Genomic DNA, 22,160 nt, shown 5'->3' with positions numbered 1-22,160 from the left:
GGTCTGTGCGCCGGCTGGATGGAAAAATGGTTCATCGGCCGACCGCGTAGCCCTGCATGCCGCGCGGGTTGGCGGCGGCGCGCAGCAGCAGGCCGCCGCCGGCCGCCGGTTCGCGGGTGCAGGCGCTGATGCGGCCTTCGGACCAGTCGGGGCCGACGCGCACGTCGTGGCCGGCCTCGCGCAGCGCCTGCCGCGTGGCTTCGGGCAGGCGGCCTTCGACGGTCAGGCGGTTCAGCGTCAGCGAACGCGGCCAGAACGAGCCCGGGAAATGGTCGATGTGCCAGGACGGCGCGTCGATCGCCGCCTGCAGGTTCAGGCCCATGGCGTGGCGCAGGAAGAAGGACACGGTCCACTGGTCCTGCTGGTCGCCGCCGGGCGTGCCGAAGGCCATGTAGGGCAGGCCGTCGCGCAGCGCCAGGCCGGGCGACAGCGTGGTGCAGGGCCGCTTGCCGGGTTGCAGCTGGCCGGGCACGCCCTCGTCCAGCCAGGTCATCTGCAATCGCGTGGTGAGCGGGAAGCCCAGCGCCGACACCACCGGGCTGGACGACAGCCAGCCGCCGGACGGCGTGGCCGCGACCATGTTGCCGTCGCGGTCGATGACGTCGATCTGGCAGGTGTCGCCGACGAAGATCTCGCGCGCGGCCCATTCCGCCACCGGCGGCAGCGCCGCGAAGGTCGGCTCGCCCACGCCGAAGCGGGTATCGGACGCGGCCAGGGTGCGGGCGGCGGCTTCCAGGTCGGGCAGGCGCGGCGCGCGGCCCCCGGGGGAGCCGGGCTGCAGCGTGGTGGCGGCGCGCGGGCCGATGGCGGCGGCGCGCGCGCGGGCGTAGTCGTCGCTCAACAGCGCGGCCAACGGCACGTCGACGAAATCGGGATCGCCGTACCAGGTGGCGCGGTCGGCGAAGGCCAGCTTGGCGGCCTCGGCGATGCGGTGCACGAATTGCGGCGAGGCCGGGTCCAGTCCGTCCATTTGCAGGTGGCGCAGCAGCGCCAGCTGCTGCAGGTGCACCGGGCCTTGGGACCAGACGCCGCATTTGGCCACCGTGTAGCGGCCGTATTGCAGCGTGACCGGATCGTCGTAGCGGGCGCGCCAGTCGGCCAGGTCGGCCTTGCGCAGCAGGCCGCGATTGCGCTGGCCGGTGGTGTCGCGCACCGCTTCATGGGTGTAGTAGGCGTCGATCGCGTCGGCGACGAAGCCGCGATACCAGATGGCCAGCGCGGCGTCGATGCGGCCGGCGCGGTCGGTCGCCGCCGCGTGCGCTTCGTCGAGGATGCGGGTGTAGGTGGCGGCGATGGCCGGCGTGCGCAGCAGCGCGCCGGGCGCGGGCACCTTGCCGTCGGGCAGCCAGACGGCGGCCGAGCTGGTCCATTCTTCGCGGAACAGGGCCTGCACCGCCAGGATGGCCTGCGAGATGCGCGGCACCAGCGGGAAGCCGTTGCGGGCGTAGTCGATGGCCGGGCGCAGCACGTCGGCCAGTTCCCAGGTGCCGTAGTCGCGCAGCATCGTCAACCAGGCGCCGAAAGCGCCGGGCACGGTGGCGGGCAGCAGGCCGATGCCGGGCACCAGGTCCACGCCGAGTCCGCGGAAGTAGGCCGGCGTTGCCAGCGCCGGCGCGGGCCCCTGGCCGCACAGCGCGCGCATGCGGCCTTCGCGTTCGCTCCACAGCAGGATCGGCACTTCGCCGCCGGGGCCGTTCAGGTGCGGCTCGACGATCTGCAGCGTGAAGCCGCCGGCCACCGCGGCGTCGAAGGCGTTGCCGCCGCGCTCCAGCACGCCCATGGCGACCTGCGACGCCAGCCAGTGGGTGGATGAGGCGACGCCGAAAGTGCCGCGGATTTCGGGGCGGGTGGTGAAGTCGGACATGGGCGGTCGGGCGGGATGAGGATACGGCGCAGTATAGGATCGTGAAATAACTGATGTGTCCATTGTTGGCATAATTGAATAACCAATCAGTTATGAGTAGACCGCCTTGACCTGGGACGCCGCCCGACTCGCCAACCGCCTGCGCCACCGCCATCTGGTGTTGCTGGCGAATATCGCCAAGCACGGCACGCTGACCCGCGTGGCGGCCGCCACCGGCATCAGCCAGCCCGCCGCCACCAAGGCGCTGGCCGAGCTCGAGGACATCTTCGGCGCGCCGCTATTCCTGCGCACCGGGCGCGGCATGCAGCCCACGCCGCTGGGGGAACTGGCGCTGGTGCGGGCCCGTCGCATGCAGGGCGACCTGGACCTGTGGGCGCGCGAGGTCGAGGCGCTGCACGACGGCCGCGCGGCGCATCTGCATGTCGGTGTGGTGCCGTACGTGTCGAGCGCGCTGCTGACCGCCGCCATCGGCCGGCTGCACCAGCGCCACGGCGTGACCCTGACGCTGCACCGCGCCACCACCGACCACCTGGTGCCGATGCTGCGGCGGCACGAGCTCGATTGCATCATCAGCCGGGCGACCTCGACCCTGGCGCAGGATGACCTGACCCATCGCGTGCTGTACCGCCAGCGGCCGCGCCTGATCGCGCACAGCCGATTGGCGCAGCGCCTGGCGCGGCGCGAGGCGGATTGGCCGGCGGTGGCGCGGATGGATTGGGTGCTGCCGGCGGTCAACACGCCGACGCGCCAGCTGATCGTCGAACACTTCATCCGCGCCGGCCTGCGTTCGCCGGCGCCGGTGCTGGAAGCCTATTCCACCGATGTGATCGAGGGCATGCTGAGCGCCAACCCCGCGCTGATGTCGGTGGTGCCCGAGGACATCGCGCGCGAGCTGTGCCAGCGCGGCAAGCTGGGCATGGTGCCGTGGGACTTCGGCTGGGAGTTGCCGCCGATCAACCTGATCCGCCGCCGGCGCGAGCAGGCGCTGGCGGCCGAGGAGTGTTTTTCCGACATCCTGCTGGAGCTGTGCGCCGACCTGGGGCCGGACGCTCGACCGCGGGAGTGAGGCGCCCGGCCGGCGCGGCCGTGGCTCCGCGGCGGCCGTTTCGCGGTGATGCCGGCGCGGGCTACGCGATCAGCCGGCCGCGGGCGATATCCAGCAGTTCGGCGGTGGCGGCTTCCGGCGCGCCGTTGTTGCCGACACGCTGCAGGCGGCAGCCCTCGGGGACGGGGAAGTCCTGCGCGGCGCGTTGCAGGCGCAGGGCGATCTGTTCGGGCGTTTCGCGGCCGCGCGCCGCCAGCCGCCGCGCCAGTTGCGCGGGGTCGACCGTGATCTCGACCGCGGTCAGCGCCGGATAGCGCCGGTGCGCCTCGGCCAGGTGCGCGCGCGAACCATTGATGATGACGGCCGCGCCGCCCTCCAGCCAGGTGTCGATCTCGATGCCGATGCCGTAGCGCAGGCCATGGCTGGCCCAGTGCAGGGCGAAACAGCCCAGTGCCGCGCGGCGCGCGAATTCCTCGGCGCTCAGGCACAGTGCGTCTTCGGTGGCGCCGCTGTCGCGCGTGATGTAGCGGTGCGCCACCAGCACCGGTTCGTTGTCGCGCAGCCCGGCGCGCAGCCGCCGCAGCAGGGTGTCCTTGCCGCTGCCGGAGGCGCCCATCAGGTAGACCAGGCGTTCGCCGCTGGCGGGAACGGGCGGGTTCATGCCGTCGCCGGTCCTTGCAGGTAGGCCGCGCCCGCCGCGTCGACGTGGCCGCCATCGAAGGGATAGTGGCGCGCGACGATGAAGTCGGCGCCCGCTTGTGGCTGGACATAGACGCTGACGCCGGGCACCGCCATGGGCTGGCCGCGCAGCGGATCGGCGAACGCCGCGATGCCGGCCCGCGCCTGCTCCAGCGCGGCGCCGTCGAGCTTGCCGGTCAGCGTGATGTGGAAGGTGAAGGTGTCGAACACATAGGGGTAGCCCCAGCGCGCCAGCATGGCTTGCTGTTCGGACGACAGCGCGTGCGCCTGGCGCCGGGCCAGTTCGTCGGCGGTGGCGGGCGCGCGCAGGTCGTCCAGGCCGCGCACGGCGGCGGCGGCCAGGGCGTTGATGCGGGCGCGGCCCTCCGCGTCGGTGGCTGCGATGCGCCAGGCCAGGAAGCCGCGCAGCGGCTCGCATTCGAGCTGGATGGCGAAGGCGCTGTCGCCGGCGGCGAGTCGGCGCGCGGCGGCGTCGACGTCCCGCGGCGTGGCGCCGGCGCGCAGACGGAACGGCGGCTTCAGCGTGGCGTGCAGGCCGTAATGGCGCGGCGCCTCGGTCCAGTCGCGCGCGGCCTCCGGCTGGCCGGGCAGCGGCGGCAGGGCCGCGCCGGTGTCGGCGCAGCGGCCCAGCCAGCGGCTGCCGAGTTCACGCCAGGGGCCGGTGGGGGCCAGGTACAGCGCGTAGCGGTGGGCCGACGGCATGATCAGGCCGCCATGCGCTGGCTGCGGTCGTCACCGAAGGCGCGGGTGGCGTAGCGCAGTTCGCCGCCGACGATGGCGGCGCAGACGCGCGGCAGGCCGGGCACCTGGTCATCGACCACGATGGCGTCGGCGATCAGTCCGGGCGCCAGCGCGCCGCGATCCTGCAGGCCGGCGGCGCGGGCCGGGTTCAGCGACACCAGGTTCCAGGCTTGTTCCAGCGGCAGCACGCCGTCGTTGGCCAGACGCAGCACGGCGGCCAGCGGCGCGGGATAGTAGTAGTCGGAGGTCAGGATGTCGCACAGGCCGGCGCGGATCATTTCAGTGGCGCTGGGGGCGTTGGTGTGGCTGCCGCCGCGCACCACGTTGGGCGCGCCGAAGACGACCGAGTTGCCCAGGTCGCGGGCCACGCTGGCGGCGTCGCGCGTCAGCGGGAACTCCGCCACGCCGCAACCGAGCTGGTGGTAATAGCGGCGGGTGGCGGCGTCGGGGTCGTCGTGCGAGGCGACCCGCAGTCCGGCGGCCTGCGCGCTGGCGGTCAGCTCGCGCATGGCGTCGGCCACGGAGTCGGCCGCGCCCATGGCCCGGCGGATGCGTTCCTGAAAGGTGTCCAGGTCGCATTCGGCGCGGTCGGCGTACTGCAGCAGCTTGCGGTCGTCGCCCAGGCGGCGCGCCATGCTGGGCAGGTGGTCGTTGAGCGCCAGGAAGCGTACGCGGCCGTCGCGGATCCATTGCTGCGCGGTCTCGACCCCGCCCACGTGGTGGGTCTCGAACCGCAGGTGTACATAGTGGCGCGCGCCCATGATGGGTCCCATGCGCTCGAGCGCCGCGAACATGCGTTCGGCGTAGGCCTCGCCGCGCAGGCCGCCTTCCCAGGACAGGGTGACGCCGTGGAATTCGGTGGTGATGCCGTTGGCCAGCAGTTGGCGGTCAACGTCGAACAGGGCGCCGTCGTAGGGGAACGTGACGCTGGGGCGCGGCATGATGGCGCGTTCGAAGGCGTCGCCATGCAGGTCGACGATGCCGGGCAGCACCAGCAGATTGCCGGCGTCGAACCAGGCCGCGCCGCGCGCGGCCGCGTTGCTGGCGTCGTCGATCAGTCCTCCATGGAATCGCAGGCTGGCGTGTTCGATGCCGCGCGGGGTCAGGATACGTTGGCCTGTGACACCGGCCAGGGGCGAGGGGGCGTGTGCTGGGTTCATGAATGGAAAGTTAGCGGCGTAGCATTACAACCAGATGTCTAGATGAGTGGAATCGCAGGTCGGCGCAAGCGGCCGCGCGCGGCCGCCGCGCATCGTCCTCAACTATCGTCGGCCACCATGAGCTGGACCAGGTCGCCGACGAAACGGGTGATGCTGTATTGCAACGGCGCGCCGGCCTGGTCCACATTCAGGGCTTCCACCTGCAGGATCGGGCGCGTCTTGGGCTGACCCAGGATGCGCGCCACTTCCGGCGACGGCAGGGTGGCGGTGATGCGCGACCATTTGCGGGTGTAGTCGCCGATGTCATAGTGGGCGTAGACCTTCGAGACCGAGCGCAGCGCGTTCAGGCGCTCGATGAAGTCGGGGAAGCGCTTTTCATCGAAGTAGTGCTCGGAGGTGCTGATGGGGCGGTTCTCGGCCTTGCCCACCATCTGCACCCGCAGCAGCGGGGCATTGCGCGCCAGGCCCAGGTGTTTGGCGATGTCGGCGGCGCGCAGCGTCTGGCTGCCCAGGGCTTCGAGGTGCCCCAGCATGCCCTGGCTGCGCAGGTTCTCGGAAAAGCGCGTGCGCTTGCCGATGGCGTAGTCGATGGCGTGTTCCTGCACGAAGGTGCCGCGCCCCTGCTCGATGCGCACCAGCCCGCTCTGTTCCAGCTCGCCCATGGCGCGCCGGATGGTGTGGCGATTGACGGAGAACTTGGCGGCCAGCTCCGGTTCGGAGGGCAACTGTTCGCCCGCCATGTACAGCTTGTTGCGGATGTCGTCCGCCAGCGATTCGCCAATCTGTCGCCACACGGCGATACCGGAACCTCTTTCGACCATGGGATGTGCTCGTGCTGTCATATCAGCTTCATCAAGAATGGCTGTGATTGTGCACCAAGCGGCGGACGCGGGATAGGCAATGCGTCCCCGCCGCAACTGTCATCAAAAATTCACGCCAGGCTGTTGAACTTGCTTCCGAACGCGATCATACTTCATCCAGTCGTCTAGACGTTTAGAGGAAACAATGGACCATCCACAAACCGCGCCGGGGGAAATCCAGGCGCAACGGGCCGCCTGGATGCGGGTGTTGGCACTGGCCGACCCCGCCATGCTGGAAGGGGCCTTCGGCTCGCTCGGCGGGGTGCCCTCGCATCAGATGCTGCGCCCGGCGCAGACCGGCATGGCCATGGTGCGGGCCCGGGGCGGCGGCACTGGCGCGCGTTTCAACTTGGGCGAAATGACGGTGACACGTTGCGCCGTCAGCCTGGGCAACGGCGTGGTCGGCATCGCCTACGTGCAGGGCCGTTCGCTGCGCCATGCCGAGCAGGCCGCGGTGGCCGACGCGCTGCTGCAATTGCCCGACTGGCACGACACGGTGCAGGCGCAGCTGATCCAGCCGCTGGCGCGCGAACGCGCCGAGCGCGTCGAGCGCCAGGCGCGCGTCGCCGCGCAGACCAAGGTTGAATTCTTCACGATGGTGCGAGGCGAGGACTGACATGCATCAAGAACTTCTTGGCGCGGCCGCCGCGAGCCGCAAGCTGCTGCCGGGCTTCGCGGACCCGGTGAACGACGCGCAGGCCACCTTCCGCACCGCGCTCAACGCCATGGCGCATCCGGGCCGCGTGTACGAAGTGGCCGCCGCCAGCGGCGTGCCGGCCGGCCTGTCGCCGGCGCTGACCGCGCTGCTGCTGACGCTGGTGGACGTGGACACGCCGCTGTGGCTGCCGCAGGGCCTGGACGCCGGCGTGCTCGACTTCCTGCGTTTCCATTGCGCCTGCCCAATGGTGCCGTCGGCCTCTCTAGCGCGCTTCGCGGCGGTGCCGGCGGGCGGCAGCGCGCCCGCGCTGGCGTCGTGCCATCCCGGCGACCCGGCCTATCCGGATCTGTCCACGACGCTGCTCATCGAGGTCGCGTCGCTGGACACCGGCGCCGAAGTCACGCTGACCGGCCCCGGCATCCAGAGCCGCCAGGCGCTGCGCGCCGCCGGCCTGCCGGACGGCTTCTGGCGCGACTGGCGCATCAACCATCAACGTTTCCCGCTGGGCGTCGACGTGTTCCTGACGCACGGGCGGCAACTGTGCGCGCTGCCTCGCGGCACGCGCGTGGAGAGCTGACATGTACGTGGCCGTCAAAGGAGGCGAACGCGCCATCCTCAATTCCTACCGCATGCTGGACGACTATCGGCGCGGCGACCGGGCCCTGCCTGAACTGAGCCTGGACCAGATCCGCGAACAGATGCCGCTGGCGGTGTCGCGCGTGATGGCCGAAGGCTCGCTCTACGATCCGCAACTGGCGGCGCTGGCGCTCAAGCAGGCCGCCGGCGACGTGATCGAAGCGGTGTTCCTGCTGCGCGCCTATCGCACCACGCTGTCGCGCTACGGCTACACCCAGCCGATCGACACCGGCGCCATGCGCCTGCAGCGCCGCATCTCGTCGACTTTCAAGGACGTGCCCGGCGGCCAGATCCTCGGGCCGACCTACGACTACACCCAGCGCCTGCTGGACTTCTCGCTGGAAGCCGAGCGCGAGGCCGACGCCCTGCCGGCGGGCGGCGAGCCGCTGGACAGCGCCATGCCGCGCGTCACCGACCTGCTGGCGCACGACGACCTGATCGATGCCGAGGCGGTGCCCGAGGGCGATCCCGAGCCGTTCGACCTGACGCGCCAGCCGCTGGACTTCCCGGCCTCGCGCGCCGCCCGCCTGCAGAACCTGGCGCGCGCCGACGAGGGCTTCCTCTTGTCGATGGGCTATTCCACGCAGCGCGGCTACGGCAACACGCACCCGTTCGCCGCCGAGATCCGCTACGGCTTCGTGGAAGTCGAGATGCACATCGAGGAACTGGGTTTCGCCGTCACGGTGGGCGAGATCGAGATCACCGAATGCCAGATGGTGAGCCAGTTCGCCGGCAACGCCGAGGAAGGCCCCAAGTTCACCCGCGGCTATGGCCTGACCTTCGGCTATGGCGAGCGCAAGGCCATGTCGATGGCGCTGGTGGACCGCGCCCTGAAGGCGCAGGAACTGGGCGAACGCGCCGACTCGCCTGCCAATGACCACGAGTTCGTGCTGTACCACAGCGACAACGTCGAGGCTTCCGGCTTCGTGCAGCACTTGAAGCTGCCGCACTACGTGGACTTCCAGGCCAACCTGGAACTGCTGCGCCGCCTGCGCGCCGAGCGCGCCGCGCCGGCCCCCGAGAACACCCGCCAGCTGGACGAGGCCATTTCCTCATGACGACTTCCCCCACTCCCGGCGCCGCGGTCGAACGCGACGAGCACTACAACTTCGCCTACCTGGACGAGTCCACCAAGCGCATGCTGCGCCGCGCCCTGCTCAAGGCGGTGGCGATTCCCGGCTACCAGGTGCCGTTCGGCAGCCGCGAGATGCCGCTGCCCTATGGCTGGGGCACGGGCGGCATCCAGGTGACCGCGTCGATCATCGGCCCGGGCGACGTGCTCAAGGTGATCGACCAGGGCTCGGACGACACCACCAACGCCATCAACATCCGCCGCTTCTTCGGCCGTGTGACCGGCGTGGCCACGACCGAATCGACCCGCGACGCCAGCATCGTGCAGACGCGCCACCGCATTCCGGAAACGCCGTTGCGGGCCGACCAGATCATGGTGTTCCAGGTGCCGATCCCCGAGCCGCTGCGCTGGCTCGAGCCGAGCGAGACCGAGACCCGCACCATGCACGCGCTGGCCGAATATGGCGGCATGCACGTCAAGCTGTACGAGGACATCGCCCAGCACGGCCACATCGCCACCACCTACGACTACCCGGTGATCGTCAACGACCGCTACATGATGCGGCCGTCGCCGATCCCGAAGTTCGACAACCCCAAGCTGGACAACAGCCCGGCGCTGATGCTGTTCGGCGCCGGCCGCGAGAAGCGGGTCTATGCGGTGCCGCCTTACACCCGGGTCAAGAGCCTGGACTTCGAGGACCATCCCTTCACTGTGGAGAAGTGGTCGGAATGCTGCGACCTGTGCGGCTCGCGCGACAGCTTCCTCGACGAGATCATCCTGGACGACGCCGGCACCCGCCGCTTCGTCTGCTCCGATACCGAATACTGCAACGACCGCCAGGCCGCGCAAGCCGAAAAGGAAGCCACCGCATGAACGCCCAACCCTTGCTTTCCGTGCGCGGCATGACGCGCACCTGGGACGGCGTGCACGGTTGCCGCAACGTCAGTTTCGATCTGTTCCCCGGCGAAGTGCTGTGCGTGGTGGGCGAGTCCGGTTCCGGCAAGAGCACGCTGCTGTCGGCCGTGTCGTACCAGACCGCGCCCGACGCCGGCAGCGTCTGGTACGACACCCGCGACCAGGGTTTCACCGACCTGGCCGCGCTGTCCGGCGCGCGCCTGCGGCTGCTGGCCCGCACCGACTGGGGCTTCGTGCGCCAGAACGCCCGCGACGGCCTGCGCATGCAGGTCAGCGCCGGCGCCAACATCGCCGAGCGCCTGATGGCGGTGGGCGACCGCCACTATGGCGAGTTGCGCCAGGCCGCGGGCAGCTGGCTGCGGAAGATGGAGATCGACGTCGGCCGCCTGGATGACGCGCCGGCCTCGTTTTCCGGCGGCATGCAGCAGCGCCTGCAGATTGCCCGCAACCTGGTGACCCATCCGCGCCTGGTGTTCATGGACGAGCCGACCGCGTCGCTGGACGTATCGGTGCAGGCGCGCCTGCTGGACCTGCTGCGCCAGCTGGTGACCGACCTGGGCCTGGCCGCCATCGTCGTCACCCATGATCTGGCGGTGGCGCGCCTGCTGGCGCACCGCACCCTGGTGATGCGCGGCGGCGAGGTGGTCGAAAGCGGCCTGACCGACCAGATCCTCGACGATCCGCAGCATCCCTACACCCAGTTGCTGGTGTCTTCCATTTTGCAGAGCTGACCATGACTGTCGCGAAACCCATGATCGAGGTGCGGGGCCTCGGAAAGATGTTCACCCTGCACAACCAGGGCGGTATCCGCCTGCCGGTGCTGGAAGCGGTCGATTTCGACGCCGCCGCCGGCGACTGCCTGGTGCTGGCCGGCCCGTCGGGCACCGGCAAGAGCACCTTGCTGCGCTGCCTGTACGGCAATTACCTGGCCACTGAAGGCAGCATCCGCGTGCGCGCCGGCGATGACTGGGTCGAACTGGTCGGCGCGCCCGAGCAGCGCATCCTGGCGCTGCGGCGCGACGTCATTGGCTACGTCAGCCAGTTCCTGCGGGTGATCCCGCGCGTGTCGGCGCTGGACGTGGTGGCCGAGCCGCTGCGCATGGCCGGCGTCGAGCCGGACGAGGCGCGCGAGCGCGCCGGCGCCATGCTGCGGCGCCTGAACGTGCCGCAGCGCCTGTGGGGACTGGCGCCCGCCACCTTCTCGGGCGGCGAACAGCAGCGCGTCAACATCGCCCGCGGCTTCATCGCCCAGCATCCCATCCTGCTGCTGGACGAGCCGACCGCGTCGCTGGACCCGGACAACCGCGCGGTGGTGATGGCGCTGATCCATGAGGCGCGCGCCGCCGGCCGTTGTCTCTTGGGCATTTTCCACGACGCCGAAGTGCGCGACGCCGTGGCGTCCCGAATCCTGGCCTTGCGCCCCGCGCAGACCGCCGTCGAACTGGAGTGAGCATGACCAGCACCTACCTGACCCACGCCCGCGTCGTGCTGCCCGACCGCGTGCTGGAAGACGGCGCCGTCCTGATCGAGGACGGCGTCATCGCCGCCATCGCGCCCGACGGCGCCCGCGCCGCGCACGAGGTCGACCTGCGCGGGCTGACGCTGGTGCCGGGCCTGATCGACCTGCACTGCGACGCCATCGAAAAGGAAGCCGAGCCGCGTTCGAAGGTGCTGTTCCCGCTGGACTTCGCGGTGGCCCAGGTGGACCGTCGCAACGCCGCGGCCGGCATCACTACGCCCTACCATGCGCTGTCGTTCGCCAACAGCGACCTGGGCGTGCGCAACAACGAGACCGCCGCCCAGGTGGTGCGCGGCGTGCGCGCCTTCCGCCAGCACAGCCTGGTCGACAACCGCGTGCACTGCCGCTACGAAATCACCGACGCGGCCTCGGTGCCGGTGCTGCGGCAGCTGATGGACGAGGGCGCGGTGGACCTGCTGTCGGTGATGGACCACTCGCCCGGCCAGGGCCAGTTCAAGACGCTGGAGTCGTACCTGCAATACATGATCGGCAACCACGCCATGAGCCGCGAGCAGGCCGAAGCGGCCGCGCACGCCAAGACCCGTGCCAAGGATGGCGCGGTGCAGCGGGTCGAGACCCTGCTGGCGCACGCGCGCGGCCTGGGCATCCCGACCGCCAGCCATGACGACGATTCGATCCATCGCATCGCCACCATGCGCAACCTGGGCGTGGCGATGAGCGAATTCCCGATCACCCTGGACACCGCCCGCGCCGCCGTCTCCTGCGGCCTGCCCACCATCCTGGGCGCGCCCAACGTGCTGCGCGGCAAGAGCCAGAGCGGCTCGATGCGCGCCATCGACGCGATCCGCGCCGGCGTGGCGAGCTGCCTGTGTTCGGACTACCAGCCCTCGACGCTGATCGCCGCGGCCTTCGCGGTGGCGGCGCAGACCGACCTGACGCTGCCGCAGGCGCTGGCGCTGGTCACCGCCAATCCGGCCGATGCCTGCGGCCTGTCGGATCGCGGCCGCATCGCGGTGGGACTGCGCGCCGACCTGGTGGCGGTGGCGCAGGTCGGCGCGTTGCCGCTCATCAGCTACACCTGGAGCGCCGGCCGGCTGGTGTTCTCGACCCACTATCCGTCCGCCCGCCTGCCGGCGCCTGCCGCCGAAGCGCGCGGCCTGGTGGCGGCTTGATCCGGCGGGAGCAAAGCATGGGGGCGATCGTGACCGCCGTGGCGGCCAGCGCGGCGCACGGCTTTTCCAAGCAGGTTCGCCCGGCCATCGTGCTGCGGCAGGGCGAGGGCGTGGAGGGCGATGCCCATGCCGGCGTGACGGTCAGGCATCGTTCGCGCGTCAAGGTCGATCCGACCCAGCCCAACCTGCGCCAGGTGCACCTGATTCATGGCGAACTGCACGACGAACTGCAGGCGGCCGGCTTCAATGTGGCCGAAGGGACGATGGGCGAGAACATCACCACCCGCGGCATCGATCTGCTGGGCCTGCCGCGCGGCGCGTGCCTGCACATCGGGCCGCAGGCGGTGGTGCAGGTCACCGGCCTGCGCAACCCTTGTTCGCAACTGGACCACTACCAGAAGGGGCTGACCGCCGCCGTGCTCGGACGCGACGCCGCTGGCGGCCTGATCCGCAAGGCCGGGGTCATGGGGATCGTGCTGGCCGGCGGCGCGGTGCGGGCCGGGGATGCCATCCGGGTGGCGTTGCCGGCGCCACCGCATCTGCCCCTCGAACGGGTCTGACGGCGCCCGGCGACAAACCTTGTCGCCGGACAAGCGGCGGACACGCGCATCTGGTTAAATGGGCAATGACGAGGTGGCCGCGGCTTGCGCGGCCCGTCTCCCCTATTTTCCGGAGCGCACGATGGCACGATTCAATTTCACCCAGGACCCCGAAGAACCCGATCTCTGGGCCGCGGAAAACGTGCCCGTGGGCGAAGGCCGCCCGCCGATCCACGTCATGGTCCAGACCGACGGCGAAGAGCCGGATGGCGCGGCTTCCAAGGTGGTCAAGGCCATCATCGGCAATCTCGACGAGCAGATCCTGGCCGCGGCCGATTTCCTGCTCGACAACTACTCGTACGAGCACTACAAGAAGCTCGGCATCGAGGACGACCAGCTGTTGCGCGAGGAAACCGCCGAAGCCATGGCCGAGAAGGCCGTACTGCGCGCGCTGTGGCTGTTCGACGAGGACGGCGATGGTTACGAGCTGTGGTTCACGCTGCCGTGGGACCCCGTCCACACCTACGACGTCGAATTCGAGGACGGCGCCCCGGTGTCGTGCTCGGTCAACGACTGAGCCTTCCTGCCGCGCCGCCTTCCGGGGCGGCCGCGCGTTCAGCGAGCCAGTTCGAAGCGGGTCGCGCGGGCCTCGCCCAGCGACTCGTCATAGCGATAGCGCAGTTTCAGCGCCTTGCCCTTGCGCACGGCGGCCATGTCGGCGCCGTCCAGCGCCACGTCGATCTGGCGGTCGACGAATTCGGTGCAGTCGGTATCGGCGCGCGCGCCCTCGGGGATATCGGCCGCCTTCACATTCAGCCGGAACAACAGATGCGAGACCTCGGTGCCGTCGGTACGGTACTGGCGCATCTGCACGGGTGGGTTGGCAACGGTGCCGGACAGGTCGCAGGCAATGCGGGTCCAGGCGTGGGCGCTGGGCAGGACGGCCATCAGGACGGCCGCCGCGAGCGCGTGGCGCGGGCGTGGCGATTTCATGGCATATGCAATGAGCACCGCCTTGACGCGGTGCCCTTAAGGGGTGCCGAAGGGCTTCCATGTTGCGCCGGGCGTGTGCGCCGGTCAAGGCCGGCCGCCGCATGAAAAAAGGCCCCGCATCATCTGCGGGGCCTTTGCCGTACTACCGGACAACGCCCTGGCGCGGTCGCGCCGCGTTCAGGCGTCGCGCGTCGCCGTCTGCGTGGCCGGCGCGGACTCGGCGTTGGGCGCCAGGTCCTCTTCCTTGCCTTCCATCTTGGCGATGACGGCGGTGGCCAGGCTGTTGCCGACCACGTTGGTGGCGGTGCGGCCCATGTCGAAGAACTGGTCGATGCCCATGATCAGCAGCAGGCCGGCCTCGGGCAGGTGGAACATCGGCAGCGTCGCCGCCACCACCACCAGCGAAGCGCGCGCCACGCCGGCCATGCCCTTGCTGGTCACCATCAGCACAAGCAGGAGCGTCAGCTGCTGCGAGAAGCTCATCTCGATGTTGTAGGCCTGGGCGATGAACAGCACCGCGAACGACTGGTACATCATCGAGCCGTCCAGATTGAACGAGTAGCCCAGCGGCAGCACGAAGCCCGAGATGCGCTTGGACACGCCGAAACGCTCCAGCGCCTCGATGGTCTTGGGGTAGGCCGATTCGCTGCTGGCGGTCGAGAAGGCCAGCAGGGTCGGCTCCTTGATCAGGCCGCCCAGGCGGAAAGTGGACTTGCCCAGGAACAGGTAGCCGACGCCGAACAGGATGGCCCACAGCAGCGCCAGGCCCAGGTAGAACTCGCCAATCAGCTTGCCGTAGCTGAGCAGCACGCCCAGGCCCTCGGTGGTGATGGCGGCGGCCATGGCGGCGAACACGCCCAGCGGCGCGAAGCGCATCACGTAGTCGGTGACGCGGAACATGATCTTGGCCAGCTCGTCGATCATGGTGTAGATGGTGTTGTGGCCCTTGCCGCGGATGAACGACAGCGCCGCGCCGAAGAACAGCGAGAACACCAGGATCTGCAGGATCTCGTTGTTGGCCATGGCTTCGGCGATGCTCTTGGGGAACACATGCGCGATGAAGGCCTTGAGGGTGAAGTCGCCGGTCTTCAGGCCCGCGGTGGCGGCCGCGTCGGGCAGCGCCAGGTTCAGGTGCGCGCCGGGCTGGAAGATGTTGACCAGCGCCAGGCCCAGCAGCAGCGAGATGGCCGAGGCGGCGATGAACCAGAACATGGCGCGCAGGCCGATGCGGCCGACGGCGCTGGCGTCGCTCATGCTGGCCAGGCCGGACACCAGGGTGGCGAATACCAGGGGCGCGATGATCATCTTGATCATGCGCAGGAAGATGTCGGTGATGAGGCTGAAGTACGAGGCGATGTCCTTGGCCTCTTGCGCGTTCTGCGCGTACTTGTTGCAGAAATAGCCCACCACGACGCCCAGCACCATGGCAATGCCGATGTAACGCGTCAGCTTCTTAGTATTCATCTTCAAAAACAGGAAAACAGGGACCTGGTCGGTCGGCCGTACAGGCCTTACCCGCCGGCATGGGGCGGGGCGAAACGGTCCAATGACGGATATGCCGGAAGGGACCCGGAGCGGCGCGGGTTAACCCTTGGGGCGCGATGTTAACGCCGCGAACCTGACAGTTAGTTGTCAGGTTGGGGACGGGTCATACCTGACTGCCGTGGCTGCCGGGTCATGACAAAATGGTCCGGCCTGGGCGGCTGCGCGCCGCCCGGCGACACAAAAAAAGGGCCATACAGGCCCGCCCCCCTATAGGAGACAGAGCTATGCCGAAACGCGAATTGTCCGTGCTGGTGTCGGGGTATACCTACCTGGAAGGCCTGCGCTGGCACGAAGGACGCCTGTGGGCCTCCGATTTCTACACGGGCAAGGTGATCGCCGTCGACCTGCAAGGGCGGGCCGAGGTGATCTGCCGGGTGCTGGAACAGCCTTCCGGCCTGGGCTGGCTGCCCGACGGGCGGCTGCTGATCTCTTCCATGAAAGACCGCAAGCTGCTGCGGCGCGAGGCGGACGGCCGGCTGGTGCTCCACGCGGACCTGTCGGCATTGACCGGCGGCCCCATCAACGACCTGGTGGTCGATGCCCAGGGCCGCGCCTACGTCGGCAATTTCGGTTTCGACCTGATGGCCGGCGCGCCTTTCGCCACCACCACCCTGGTGCGGGTGGACCCGGACGGAGTGGCGCAGGTGGTGGCGGACGGATTGTGGTTCCCCAACGGCTCCTTCATCACGCCGGACGGCAAGACCCTGATCGTCAACGAGACCTTCGGCAACCGGATCTCGGAATTCGACATCCTGGCGGACGGCGCGCTGGGGCCGCGGCGCGACTGGGCCCACTTTGGCGCCTTGCCGGATTCCGACGACCTGTCAGTGCTGATCGCGGCCTCGGCCATCGGCCCGGACGGCGGCGCGCTGGACGCCGAGGGCGCGCTGTGGGTGGCCGACGCCATCGGCAAGCGCATTGTGCGGGTGGCGCGCGGCGGCAGGATTTTGGAACAGATCGATACCGGCGACCTGGGCATCTTCGCCGCCGCCCTGGGCGGGCCGGACGGTAAAACGCTGTTCATGGCGGCCGCGCCCGACTTCATCGAGGCCAACCGCCGGGCCAAGCCGGAAGGGCGGATCCTGGTGACCGAGGTGGACGTGCCGCACGCGGGACGGCCCTGAGCGGCGCTGCCCGGCCGCGTCCCGGCGCGATTCCGGCCGGATGGCGGACGCGGCCCGCGCGCGGCTCGGGCGGCCGGTTTAGTCCTGGTGGATAGGGATACCGGCCGTTTCAAGACCTTTCTCTGAATCCCCCGTAAAATCCCCCCATCCCGCTTGATTTCAACCATCTTTCAATCGACAGTACCTAAGGAGGACCACACATGGCCCTAGTCTCCATGCGCCAGTTGCTCGACCACGCCGCCGAGCACGGCTACGGCATTCCGGCATTCAACGTCAATAACCTGGAACAGGTCCAGGCCATCATGGAAGCCGCGGCGGAGACCGACAGCCCGGTGATCATGCAGGCCTCGGCCGGCGCCCGCAAGTACGCCGGCGAAGGTTTCCTGAAGCACCTGATCCAGGCCGCCGTGGAGTCCTACCCGCACATCCCCGTGGTCATGCACCAGGACCACGGCCAGTCGCCCAAGGTCTGCCAGGGCGCCATCGACCTGGGCTTCTCCAGCGTCATGATGGACGGCTCGCTCAAGGAAGACGGCAAGACCATCGCCGACTACGACTACAACGTCGAAGTCACCAAGAAGGTGGTGGACGTGGCCCACAAGCTGGGCGTGACGGTCGAAGGCGAACTGGGCTGCCTGGGCTCGCTCGAAACCATGGAAGGCGACAAGGAAGACGGCCACGGCGCCGACGGCAAGCTGACCATGGACCAGCTGCTGACCGACCCGGAGCAGGCCGCCGACTTCGTGCGCCGCACCCAGCTGGACGCCCTGGCCATCGCCATCGGCACCAGCCACGGCGCCTACAAGTTCACGCGCAAGCCCACCGGCGACATCCTGTCGATCGCCCGCATCAAGGAAATCCACGCCCGCCTGCCCAACACCCACCTGGTGATGCACGGCAGCTCCAGCGTGCCGCAGGAACTGCTGGCCGAGATCCGTGAATTCGGCGGCAACATGAAGGAAACCTACGGCGTGCCGGTCGAGGAAATCCAGGAAGCCATCAAGTACGGCGTGCGCAAGATCAATATCGACACCGATATCCGTCTGGCCATGACCGGCGCCATCCGCCGCTTCTTCGCCGAGAACCCCGAGAAGTTCGACCCGCGCGAATACCTGAAGCCGGCCCGCGCCGCCGCCAAGGCGATCTGTGTGGCTCGCTACACCGAGTTCGGCACCGCCGGCAACGCCAGCAAGATCAAGGCCCTGCCGCTGACCGAAATCGCCGCCCAGTACGCCTCGGGCAAGCTGGCCCAGGTGGTGCAGTAAGTCGCCGGCCGCCTCCCTTGCATGGGGGCGGGCAGCAAAAAGGCGGGCCCTTCGCGGGCCCGCCTTTTTCCGCCTTTTTCTTTGCGCGCCGCCCCTGTCAGGCGGGCGGCGCGTTGCGCGGGAAATGCGGCACGGTCCTGTCCACGTGATGCCAGGATGGGGCCGAGTCCGTCCACATGGTGACGCGGGTATGGAAGGCCTCGGGGTCGTCCAGCGATCCAGCCCGCACCACTTCGTAGCCCATGCCTTCCGAGCCGCCGAACAGCGGCGTGCCACAGTCGGCACAGAAGCTGCGCATGACGGTGTGGCCGGAATCGCCCTGGTAGCGGTGCTCGCGCGCCTTGCCGCGCAGCAGGGTGACCGAGCCGGCCGGCAGGATCAGTGCGTGGGCCGGCGCGCCGCCGCTGGAATACTGGCAATCGCGGCAATGACAGGTGGCCGCCATGATCGGCGCTTCGGTCACCGCGTAGCGCACCGCGCCGCATTGGCAGCCGCCGGTCAGGTGGACCTGCGCGTCGGCGTGGGGCGGGCGTTTCTGGGTTGCATCCTGCATACGACTGTGTCTCCTCCAGGTGAAAAGGGGGCGCCGTGACGCGGTGCGCGGCCGGCGCATTTTTTGGCATCCGGCCAGACTAACCCGGGGCCCGCCGCGCGGCAAGACGGGGCTATTTGCAGTAACCTATGCGCTTTGCGCGACCCCCATTTTTGCCATAGGCCATTTTTCCGTGACTTCTGCTTTGCATCAATCCAGCATCAAGTCCTTGCCGCTGCTGGGCCGCGGTAAGGTCCGCGACATGTACGCGGTGGGCGACGACAAGTTGCTGATCGTCGCGTCGGACCGCATCTCGGCGTTCGACGTCATCCTCGACGATCCCATCCCCGGCAAGGGGCAGGTGCTGACCGAACTGACCGAGTTCTGGCTGCAGAAGCTGGCCCACATCCTGCCGAACCACTCCACCGGCATCAAGCCCGAAGATGTGGTGGCGCCCGATGAAGTCGACCAGGTGCGCGGCCGCGCCGTGGTGGTCAAGCGCCTCAAGCCGATCCTGGTGGAAGCGGTGGCCCGCGGTTACCTGATCGGTTCCGGCTGGAAGGACTACCAGGCCACCGGCGCCGTCTGCGGCATCAAGCTGCCCGCCGGCCTGCAGCAGGCCAGCCAGTTGCCCGAGCCGATCTTCACGCCGGCCGCCAAGGCCGAGTTCGGCATGCACGACGAAAACGTCGATTTTGCCCACGTGGTCAAGGAAGTCGGCCAGGAAATGGCCGAGCGCATCCGCGACGTCACGCTCAAGCTGTATGCCGAGGCCGCCAAATTCGCCGCCACCAAGGGCATCATCATCGCGGACACCAAGTTCGAGTTCGGCCTGGACGACGACGGCACGCTGTACCTGATGGACGAAGTGTTGACGCCCGATTCCTCGCGCTTCTGGCCGGCCGACGGCTACCGCGTGGGCATCAGCCCGCCTTCCTTCGACAAGCAGTTCGTGCGCGACTGGCTCGAGACCCAGACCTGGGACAAGACCCCGCCCGCGCCGCGCCTGCCCCAGGACGTGCTGGAAAAGACCGCCGCCAAGTACCGCGAAGCGCTCGACCGCCTGGTCGCCTGACGCGCGCGCCGCGCCCCCCGAGAGCCGCCCGTGAACCGGGCGGTTTTTTTTGTCCGCGCCGGCCGGACGGTCAGGGAAATCCCTGCTTTTCCGTAAAAATTATTGCGTATTGTTACGCTATACTCGCCGGCAACCTGCATCCGGAGGCCGGCGGCGTGCCCGCGCGGCCTCCTTTCCGCCAACTTGCCGGACGCGGCCCGCTGCCGCCGCCCGGGCGCATCGCCCACCGGACGAAGAAAGGAGCCGCGCATGATCATGATGTTGCCTTTCCTGACCGGCCTGGTCGCCGTGTGGTTCGGTCTGCTGGGCAAGCGCCGTCCCTGCGTCGCCTTCTGGCTGATCACCCTGGGCGTGTTCGCCGCCTGGTGCCAGTTCCACATGACCAGTCCGCTGGCGCTGTCGCTGTAGGCCCGCCGACATGATCTTTTCCCGCAACCCGGCGCGCGGCTCGCGCGTGCTCAATGCGCTGGCCCTGCTGGGCGTGACCTCGATCCTGGGACTGGCCTTCGCCTGGCAATTCGCCTACGACGAGCCGCCTTGCCCGCTCTGCCTGCTGCAGCGCGTGGCCTTCATGCTGGCCGGGGTGGGGTTGCTGCTGAACCTGCGGCTGGGCCCGTCACCCATGCACTACGCCATGACGATCGCCGCCTCGCTCGGCGGCATGGTGGCGGCGGGCCGCCAGGTGCTGCTGCACATCGCGCCGGGCGACCCGGGCTATGGCACGCCGTTCCTGGGCCTGCACTTCTACACCTGGGCTTTTATCGCCTTCTGCGCCCTGATCGTGTTCTGCGTGCTGATGCTGTCGGTGGATCGCAAATGGGGCGACAACATGCTCAAGCGGCCGGTGTCGGTGCTGGGTGTGATCATCATGGCCCTGTTTTTCATCCTGGTGCTCGCCAACCTGGGCAGCACCACGCTGCAATGTGGTTTCGGGCCCTGCCCGGACAATCCCACCGGCTATCTCTGGCTGGGTTCGGGCGATACGCCATAGGGGTGGCGCCGGCGCCGGGTAAAATACCGGGTTTCGCGGCACGGCCGCGGCCTTTCAACGACTCGACACCGGTTATGACAGCCAAGACTTCCGCAGCGGCGCAGGCCACCCCCGTGGTGGGCGTGATTATGGGTTCCTCCAGCGATTGGGAGGTCATGAAGCACGCCGTCACCATGCTCGAAGACTTCGGCGTGCCGTACGAGGCGCGCGTGATTTCCGCGCACCGCATGCCGCAGGACATGGCCGAGTATGGCGCCGCCGCGTTTGATCGCGGCCTGCGCGGCATCATCGCCGGCGCCGGCGGCGCGGCCCACCTGCCGGGCATGATGGCGGCCCTGACCGACGTGCCGGTGTTCGGCGTGCCGGTGCCGTCCAAGTATCTGCGCGGCGAGGATTCGCTGCTGTCCATCGTGCAGATGCCCAAGGGCGTGCCGGTGGCCACCTTCGCCATCGGCGAGGCCGGCGCCGCCAACGCCGCGCTGCACCTGATCGCCACGCTGGCGGGCACCGATGCCGGCCTGCGCAAGAAGCTGGTGGCATTCCGCGCGCGCCAGACGCAGGCGGCGCGCGACATGAAGGTTCCGCCCGAGGCCTGATCCCCATGACGCAATCGACTGCTTTCACCATTGCCCCCGGCGGCTGGCTCGGCCTGCTGGGCGGCGGCCAACTGGGCCGCATGTTCTGTCATGCGGCGCAAAGCCTGGGCTACAAGGTCGCGGTGCTGGACCCGGCCGCCGAATGCCCGGCGGGCATGGTGGCGGACCTGCACATCCAGGCCGCCTATGACGACGAAGACGGTTTGGCGCGCCTGGCGCAGACCTGTCAGGCCGTCACCACCGAATTCGAGAACGTGCCGGCCGACAGCCTGCGCGCGCTGGCGGCCCGCTGCCGCGTCAGCCCGGCCGCCGACGCGGTCGCCATCGTGCAGGACCGCATCGCCGAGAAGGCCTTCATCGCCAGCCAGGGCATCCCCGTCGCGCCGCATGCCGCCATCCGCGGCGAGGCGGACCTGCGCGCCGCGCCCGACAGCCTGTTCCCTGGCATCCTCAAGGTGGCGCGCCTGGGCTACGACGGCAAGGGCCAGGCCCGCATCGATTCGCGCGAGGCCGCGCTGGCCGCGTTCGCCGAGTTCGGCGGCGTGGCCTGCGTGCTGGAGGCGCTGATGCCGCTGGACTACGAGATTTCGGTCGTGATCGCGCGCGGTTTCGACGGCGCCAGCGTGGTGTTCCCGGTGGCGCGCAACGTGCATCGCGACGGCATCCTGGCCGTGTCGACAGCGGCGCCGGTCAAGCTCGACGCCGCCCACGCCGAACGCCAGGCGCAGGCCACCGCGGCCGCGCAGGCCATCGCGCAGGGCCTGGGCTACCACGGCGTGCTGTGCGTGGAATTCTTCGTGCTCAAGGACGGCAGCCTGATCGTCAACGAGATCGCGCCGCGTCCGCACAACAGCGGCCACTACACCATGGACGCCTGCCTCACCAGCCAGTTCGAGCAGCAGGCGCGCGCCATGGCCGGCCTGCCGCTGGGCGGCACCGACCTGCTGGCGCCCGCCGTGATGCTGAACCTGCTGGGCGACATCTGGTATCCGTCGGCCACGGGCGACGCGCAGCGCGAGCCCGACTGGGCCGCCGCGCTGGCGGTGCCCACGGCCAAGCTGCACCTGTACGGCAAGCGCGAGGCGCGACGCGGCCGCAAGATGGGCCACGTCACCATCGTCGCGCCGACGCTGCAGCAGGCCCAGGCCGACGCGGCGCGCGTCGCCGCCGCGCTGGGCATGCAGGCGCCCGAGTAACG

At 69.3% G+C, this 22,160-nt stretch carries 25 protein-coding genes; 17 read left to right on the top strand and 8 right to left on the bottom strand.

Translation table 11 applies throughout. The annotated features are described in order from the left end of the window. Nucleotides 1–31 precede the first annotated feature (31 nt). On the bottom strand, nt 32–1,864 hold the full coding sequence (locus AruCF_RS19740) for a gamma-glutamyltransferase family protein (protein WP_049075528.1): 1,833 nt from the start codon (nt 1,862–1,864) through the stop codon (nt 32–34). 106 nt (nt 1,865–1,970) lie between these two features. Between AruCF_RS19740 and AruCF_RS19735 the strand changes: the two genes are divergently transcribed. Beyond that, complete coding sequence (locus AruCF_RS19735) at nt 1,971–2,930, top strand: LysR family transcriptional regulator (RefSeq protein WP_049075526.1); 960 nt, start codon at nt 1,971–1,973, stop codon at nt 2,928–2,930. A 61-nt stretch (nt 2,931–2,991) separates the two neighbouring features. On the opposite strand, the gene phnN is transcribed toward AruCF_RS19735, so the two are convergent. The 4 genes from phnN to phnF all read right to left on the bottom strand — a co-directional run bounded on the left by phnN (nt 2,992) and on the right by phnF (nt 6,330). Next, nucleotides 2,992–3,570, bottom strand: coding sequence for a phosphonate metabolism protein/1,5-bisphosphokinase (PRPP-forming) PhnN (phnN, locus tag AruCF_RS19730; RefSeq protein ID WP_049075524.1), 579 nt, complete (start codon nt 3,568–3,570; stop codon nt 2,992–2,994). Next, entirely contained in the window at nt 3,567–4,310 is a 744-nt protein-coding gene (locus AruCF_RS19725; RefSeq protein WP_063569210.1) for a DUF1045 domain-containing protein, read from the bottom strand. Before AruCF_RS19725 ends, phnN begins: the two co-directional genes overlap by 4 nt. A 2-nt stretch (nt 4,311–4,312) precedes the next feature. Continuing rightward, nucleotides 4,313–5,509: an alpha-D-ribose 1-methylphosphonate 5-triphosphate diphosphatase gene (locus AruCF_RS19720; protein WP_049075521.1), complete on the bottom strand. Its 1,197-nt coding sequence runs from the start codon at nt 5,507–5,509 to the stop codon at nt 4,313–4,315. 98 nt (nt 5,510–5,607) lie between these two features. After that, nucleotides 5,608–6,330 carry a phosphonate metabolism transcriptional regulator PhnF gene (gene phnF, locus AruCF_RS19715; protein ID WP_049075519.1) on the bottom strand — a complete coding sequence of 241 codons (723 nt, stop codon included), beginning with the start codon at nt 6,328–6,330 and terminating at the stop codon, nt 5,608–5,610. Nucleotides 6,331–6,514: 184 nt separating this feature from the next. Between phnF and phnG the strand changes: the two genes are divergently transcribed. The 9 genes from phnG (at nt 6,515) to AruCF_RS19670 (ending at nt 13,418) form a co-directional block, all read left to right on the top strand. Then, a complete protein-coding gene (phnG, locus tag AruCF_RS19710; RefSeq protein ID WP_049075517.1) occupies nt 6,515–6,985 on the top strand; it encodes a phosphonate C-P lyase system protein PhnG in 471 nt (156 codons plus the stop codon). 1 nt (nt 6,986) lies between these two features. Further along, the gene (gene phnH, locus AruCF_RS19705; RefSeq protein WP_049075515.1) at nt 6,987–7,604 is read left to right on the top strand and encodes a phosphonate C-P lyase system protein PhnH; all 618 of its coding nucleotides are present in this window, start codon (nt 6,987–6,989) and stop codon (nt 7,602–7,604) included. Nucleotide 7,605: 1 nt separating this feature from the next. Beyond that, nucleotides 7,606–8,721 carry a carbon-phosphorus lyase complex subunit gene (locus AruCF_RS19700; RefSeq protein ID WP_049075513.1) on the top strand — a complete coding sequence of 372 codons (1,116 nt, stop codon included), beginning with the start codon at nt 7,606–7,608 and terminating at the stop codon, nt 8,719–8,721. Next, nucleotides 8,718–9,608: an alpha-D-ribose 1-methylphosphonate 5-phosphate C-P-lyase PhnJ gene (locus tag AruCF_RS19695; RefSeq protein ID WP_049075509.1), complete on the top strand. Its 891-nt coding sequence runs from the start codon at nt 8,718–8,720 to the stop codon at nt 9,606–9,608. Before AruCF_RS19700 ends, AruCF_RS19695 begins: the two co-directional genes overlap by 4 nt. Then, nucleotides 9,605–10,381 (top strand): phosphonate C-P lyase system protein PhnK, encoded by a 777-nt coding sequence (gene phnK / locus AruCF_RS19690; protein ID WP_049075507.1) that lies wholly within the window; start codon nt 9,605–9,607, stop codon nt 10,379–10,381. Before AruCF_RS19695 ends, phnK begins: the two co-directional genes overlap by 4 nt. Before the next feature lie 2 nt (nt 10,382–10,383). Further along, on the top strand, nt 10,384–11,100 hold the full coding sequence (gene phnL, locus AruCF_RS19685; protein WP_049075505.1) for a phosphonate C-P lyase system protein PhnL: 717 nt from the start codon (nt 10,384–10,386) through the stop codon (nt 11,098–11,100). A 2-nt stretch (nt 11,101–11,102) separates the two neighbouring features. Continuing rightward, the gene (locus AruCF_RS19680; RefSeq protein WP_049075503.1) at nt 11,103–12,302 is read left to right on the top strand and encodes an alpha-D-ribose 1-methylphosphonate 5-triphosphate diphosphatase; all 1,200 of its coding nucleotides are present in this window, start codon (nt 11,103–11,105) and stop codon (nt 12,300–12,302) included. Nucleotides 12,303–12,319: 17 nt separating this feature from the next. Beyond that, entirely contained in the window at nt 12,320–12,862 is a 543-nt protein-coding gene (locus tag AruCF_RS19675; protein ID WP_049075501.1) for an MOSC domain-containing protein, read from the top strand. A 121-nt stretch (nt 12,863–12,983) separates the two neighbouring features. After that, entirely contained in the window at nt 12,984–13,418 is a 435-nt protein-coding gene (locus tag AruCF_RS19670; RefSeq protein WP_049075499.1) for a hypothetical protein, read from the top strand. A 38-nt stretch (nt 13,419–13,456) separates the two neighbouring features. Here AruCF_RS19670 and AruCF_RS19665 read toward each other — a convergent pair whose 3' ends face one another. Together AruCF_RS19665 and AruCF_RS19660 are read right to left on the bottom strand one after the other, a co-directional pair. Beyond that, nucleotides 13,457–13,834: a hypothetical protein gene (locus AruCF_RS19665; protein WP_049075497.1), complete on the bottom strand. Its 378-nt coding sequence runs from the start codon at nt 13,832–13,834 to the stop codon at nt 13,457–13,459. A 177-nt stretch (nt 13,835–14,011) separates the two neighbouring features. Next, nucleotides 14,012–15,298, bottom strand: a complete 1,287-nt coding sequence (locus AruCF_RS19660; RefSeq protein ID WP_049075495.1) for a dicarboxylate/amino acid:cation symporter — start codon at nt 15,296–15,298, stop codon at nt 14,012–14,014. A gap of 305 nt (nt 15,299–15,603) precedes the next feature. Between AruCF_RS19660 and AruCF_RS19655 the strand changes: the two genes are divergently transcribed. Together AruCF_RS19655 and fba are read left to right on the top strand one after the other, a co-directional pair. Beyond that, nucleotides 15,604–16,503, top strand: a complete 900-nt coding sequence (locus AruCF_RS19655; RefSeq protein WP_049075494.1) for an SMP-30/gluconolactonase/LRE family protein — start codon at nt 15,604–15,606, stop codon at nt 16,501–16,503. A gap of 200 nt (nt 16,504–16,703) precedes the next feature. Then, the gene (gene fba, locus AruCF_RS19650; RefSeq protein ID WP_049075489.1) at nt 16,704–17,768 is read left to right on the top strand and encodes a class II fructose-bisphosphate aldolase; all 1,065 of its coding nucleotides are present in this window, start codon (nt 16,704–16,706) and stop codon (nt 17,766–17,768) included. Between the two features lie 97 nt (nt 17,769–17,865). On the opposite strand, the gene AruCF_RS19645 is transcribed toward fba, so the two are convergent. Further along, nucleotides 17,866–18,321, bottom strand: a complete 456-nt coding sequence (locus AruCF_RS19645; protein ID WP_049075488.1) for a GFA family protein — start codon at nt 18,319–18,321, stop codon at nt 17,866–17,868. A gap of 172 nt (nt 18,322–18,493) precedes the next feature. On the opposite strand from AruCF_RS19645, the gene AruCF_RS19640 reads away from it, so the two are divergent. From AruCF_RS19640 to AruCF_RS19625, 5 genes are all read left to right on the top strand, one after another. Then, nucleotides 18,494–19,375 carry a phosphoribosylaminoimidazolesuccinocarboxamide synthase gene (locus AruCF_RS19640; RefSeq protein ID WP_049075485.1) on the top strand — a complete coding sequence of 294 codons (882 nt, stop codon included), beginning with the start codon at nt 18,494–18,496 and terminating at the stop codon, nt 19,373–19,375. A 249-nt stretch (nt 19,376–19,624) separates the two neighbouring features. Further along, entirely contained in the window at nt 19,625–19,783 is a 159-nt protein-coding gene (locus AruCF_RS29570; RefSeq protein WP_006390808.1) for a DUF5993 family protein, read from the top strand. Nucleotides 19,784–19,793: 10 nt separating this feature from the next. Next, nucleotides 19,794–20,366 (top strand): disulfide bond formation protein B, encoded by a 573-nt coding sequence (locus AruCF_RS19635; protein WP_049075483.1) that lies wholly within the window; start codon nt 19,794–19,796, stop codon nt 20,364–20,366. Nucleotides 20,367–20,440: 74 nt separating this feature from the next. After that, nucleotides 20,441–20,962, top strand: coding sequence for a 5-(carboxyamino)imidazole ribonucleotide mutase (gene purE, locus AruCF_RS19630; RefSeq protein ID WP_049075481.1), 522 nt, complete (start codon nt 20,441–20,443; stop codon nt 20,960–20,962). A 5-nt stretch (nt 20,963–20,967) separates the two neighbouring features. Next, nucleotides 20,968–22,158 (top strand): 5-(carboxyamino)imidazole ribonucleotide synthase, encoded by a 1,191-nt coding sequence (locus AruCF_RS19625; protein WP_049075476.1) that lies wholly within the window; start codon nt 20,968–20,970, stop codon nt 22,156–22,158. Nucleotides 22,159–22,160: the final 2 nt, after the last annotated feature.

Origin of the sequence: Achromobacter ruhlandii (assembly GCF_002082135.1) — a bacterium.
GTDB classification, from domain to species: Bacteria; Pseudomonadota; Gammaproteobacteria; order Burkholderiales; family Burkholderiaceae_B; genus Achromobacter; species Achromobacter ruhlandii.
The sequence above is the reverse complement of the archived record's forward strand: the minus strand, read 5'-3'. Positions and strand labels throughout refer to the sequence as shown.

What these genes read in the sequence shown, in the direction of transcription:
- AruCF_RS19725 (WP_063569210.1), bottom strand. Translation starts at nt 4,310, where the DNA reads ATGCCGTCGGCCCACCGCTACGCGCTGTACCTGGCCCCCACCGGCCCC.
- AruCF_RS19645 (WP_049075488.1), bottom strand. Translation starts at nt 18,321, where the DNA reads ATGCAGGATGCAACCCAGAAACGCCCGCCCCACGCCGACGCGCAGGTC.
- AruCF_RS19625 (WP_049075476.1), top strand. Translation starts at nt 20,968, where the DNA reads ATGACGCAATCGACTGCTTTCACCATTGCCCCCGGCGGCTGGCTCGGC.
- AruCF_RS19680 (WP_049075503.1), top strand. Translation starts at nt 11,103, where the DNA reads ATGACCAGCACCTACCTGACCCACGCCCGCGTCGTGCTGCCCGACCGC.
- AruCF_RS19655 (WP_049075494.1), top strand. Translation starts at nt 15,604, where the DNA reads ATGCCGAAACGCGAATTGTCCGTGCTGGTGTCGGGGTATACCTACCTG.
- AruCF_RS19660 (WP_049075495.1), bottom strand. Translation starts at nt 15,298, where the DNA reads ATGAATACTAAGAAGCTGACGCGTTACATCGGCATTGCCATGGTGCTG.
- AruCF_RS19720 (WP_049075521.1), bottom strand. Translation starts at nt 5,509, where the DNA reads ATGAACCCAGCACACGCCCCCTCGCCCCTGGCCGGTGTCACAGGCCAA.
- phnN (WP_049075524.1), bottom strand. Translation starts at nt 3,570, where the DNA reads ATGAACCCGCCCGTTCCCGCCAGCGGCGAACGCCTGGTCTACCTGATG.
- phnF (WP_049075519.1), bottom strand. Translation starts at nt 6,330, where the DNA reads ATGGTCGAAAGAGGTTCCGGTATCGCCGTGTGGCGACAGATTGGCGAA.
- AruCF_RS19635 (WP_049075483.1), top strand. Translation starts at nt 19,794, where the DNA reads ATGATCTTTTCCCGCAACCCGGCGCGCGGCTCGCGCGTGCTCAATGCG.
- AruCF_RS29570 (WP_006390808.1), top strand. Translation starts at nt 19,625, where the DNA reads ATGATCATGATGTTGCCTTTCCTGACCGGCCTGGTCGCCGTGTGGTTC.
- phnH (WP_049075515.1), top strand. Translation starts at nt 6,987, where the DNA reads ATGCATCAAGAACTTCTTGGCGCGGCCGCCGCGAGCCGCAAGCTGCTG.
- AruCF_RS19670 (WP_049075499.1), top strand. Translation starts at nt 12,984, where the DNA reads ATGGCACGATTCAATTTCACCCAGGACCCCGAAGAACCCGATCTCTGG.
- purE (WP_049075481.1), top strand. Translation starts at nt 20,441, where the DNA reads ATGACAGCCAAGACTTCCGCAGCGGCGCAGGCCACCCCCGTGGTGGGC.
- AruCF_RS19675 (WP_049075501.1), top strand. Translation starts at nt 12,320, where the DNA reads ATGGGGGCGATCGTGACCGCCGTGGCGGCCAGCGCGGCGCACGGCTTT.
- phnL (WP_049075505.1), top strand. Translation starts at nt 10,384, where the DNA reads ATGACTGTCGCGAAACCCATGATCGAGGTGCGGGGCCTCGGAAAGATG.
- phnG (WP_049075517.1), top strand. Translation starts at nt 6,515, where the DNA reads ATGGACCATCCACAAACCGCGCCGGGGGAAATCCAGGCGCAACGGGCC.
- AruCF_RS19695 (WP_049075509.1), top strand. Translation starts at nt 8,718, where the DNA reads ATGACGACTTCCCCCACTCCCGGCGCCGCGGTCGAACGCGACGAGCAC.
- AruCF_RS19740 (WP_049075528.1), bottom strand. Translation starts at nt 1,864, where the DNA reads ATGTCCGACTTCACCACCCGCCCCGAAATCCGCGGCACTTTCGGCGTC.
- phnK (WP_049075507.1), top strand. Translation starts at nt 9,605, where the DNA reads ATGAACGCCCAACCCTTGCTTTCCGTGCGCGGCATGACGCGCACCTGG.
- AruCF_RS19665 (WP_049075497.1), bottom strand. Translation starts at nt 13,834, where the DNA reads ATGAAATCGCCACGCCCGCGCCACGCGCTCGCGGCGGCCGTCCTGATG.
- AruCF_RS19700 (WP_049075513.1), top strand. Translation starts at nt 7,606, where the DNA reads ATGTACGTGGCCGTCAAAGGAGGCGAACGCGCCATCCTCAATTCCTAC.
- fba (WP_049075489.1), top strand. Translation starts at nt 16,704, where the DNA reads ATGGCCCTAGTCTCCATGCGCCAGTTGCTCGACCACGCCGCCGAGCAC.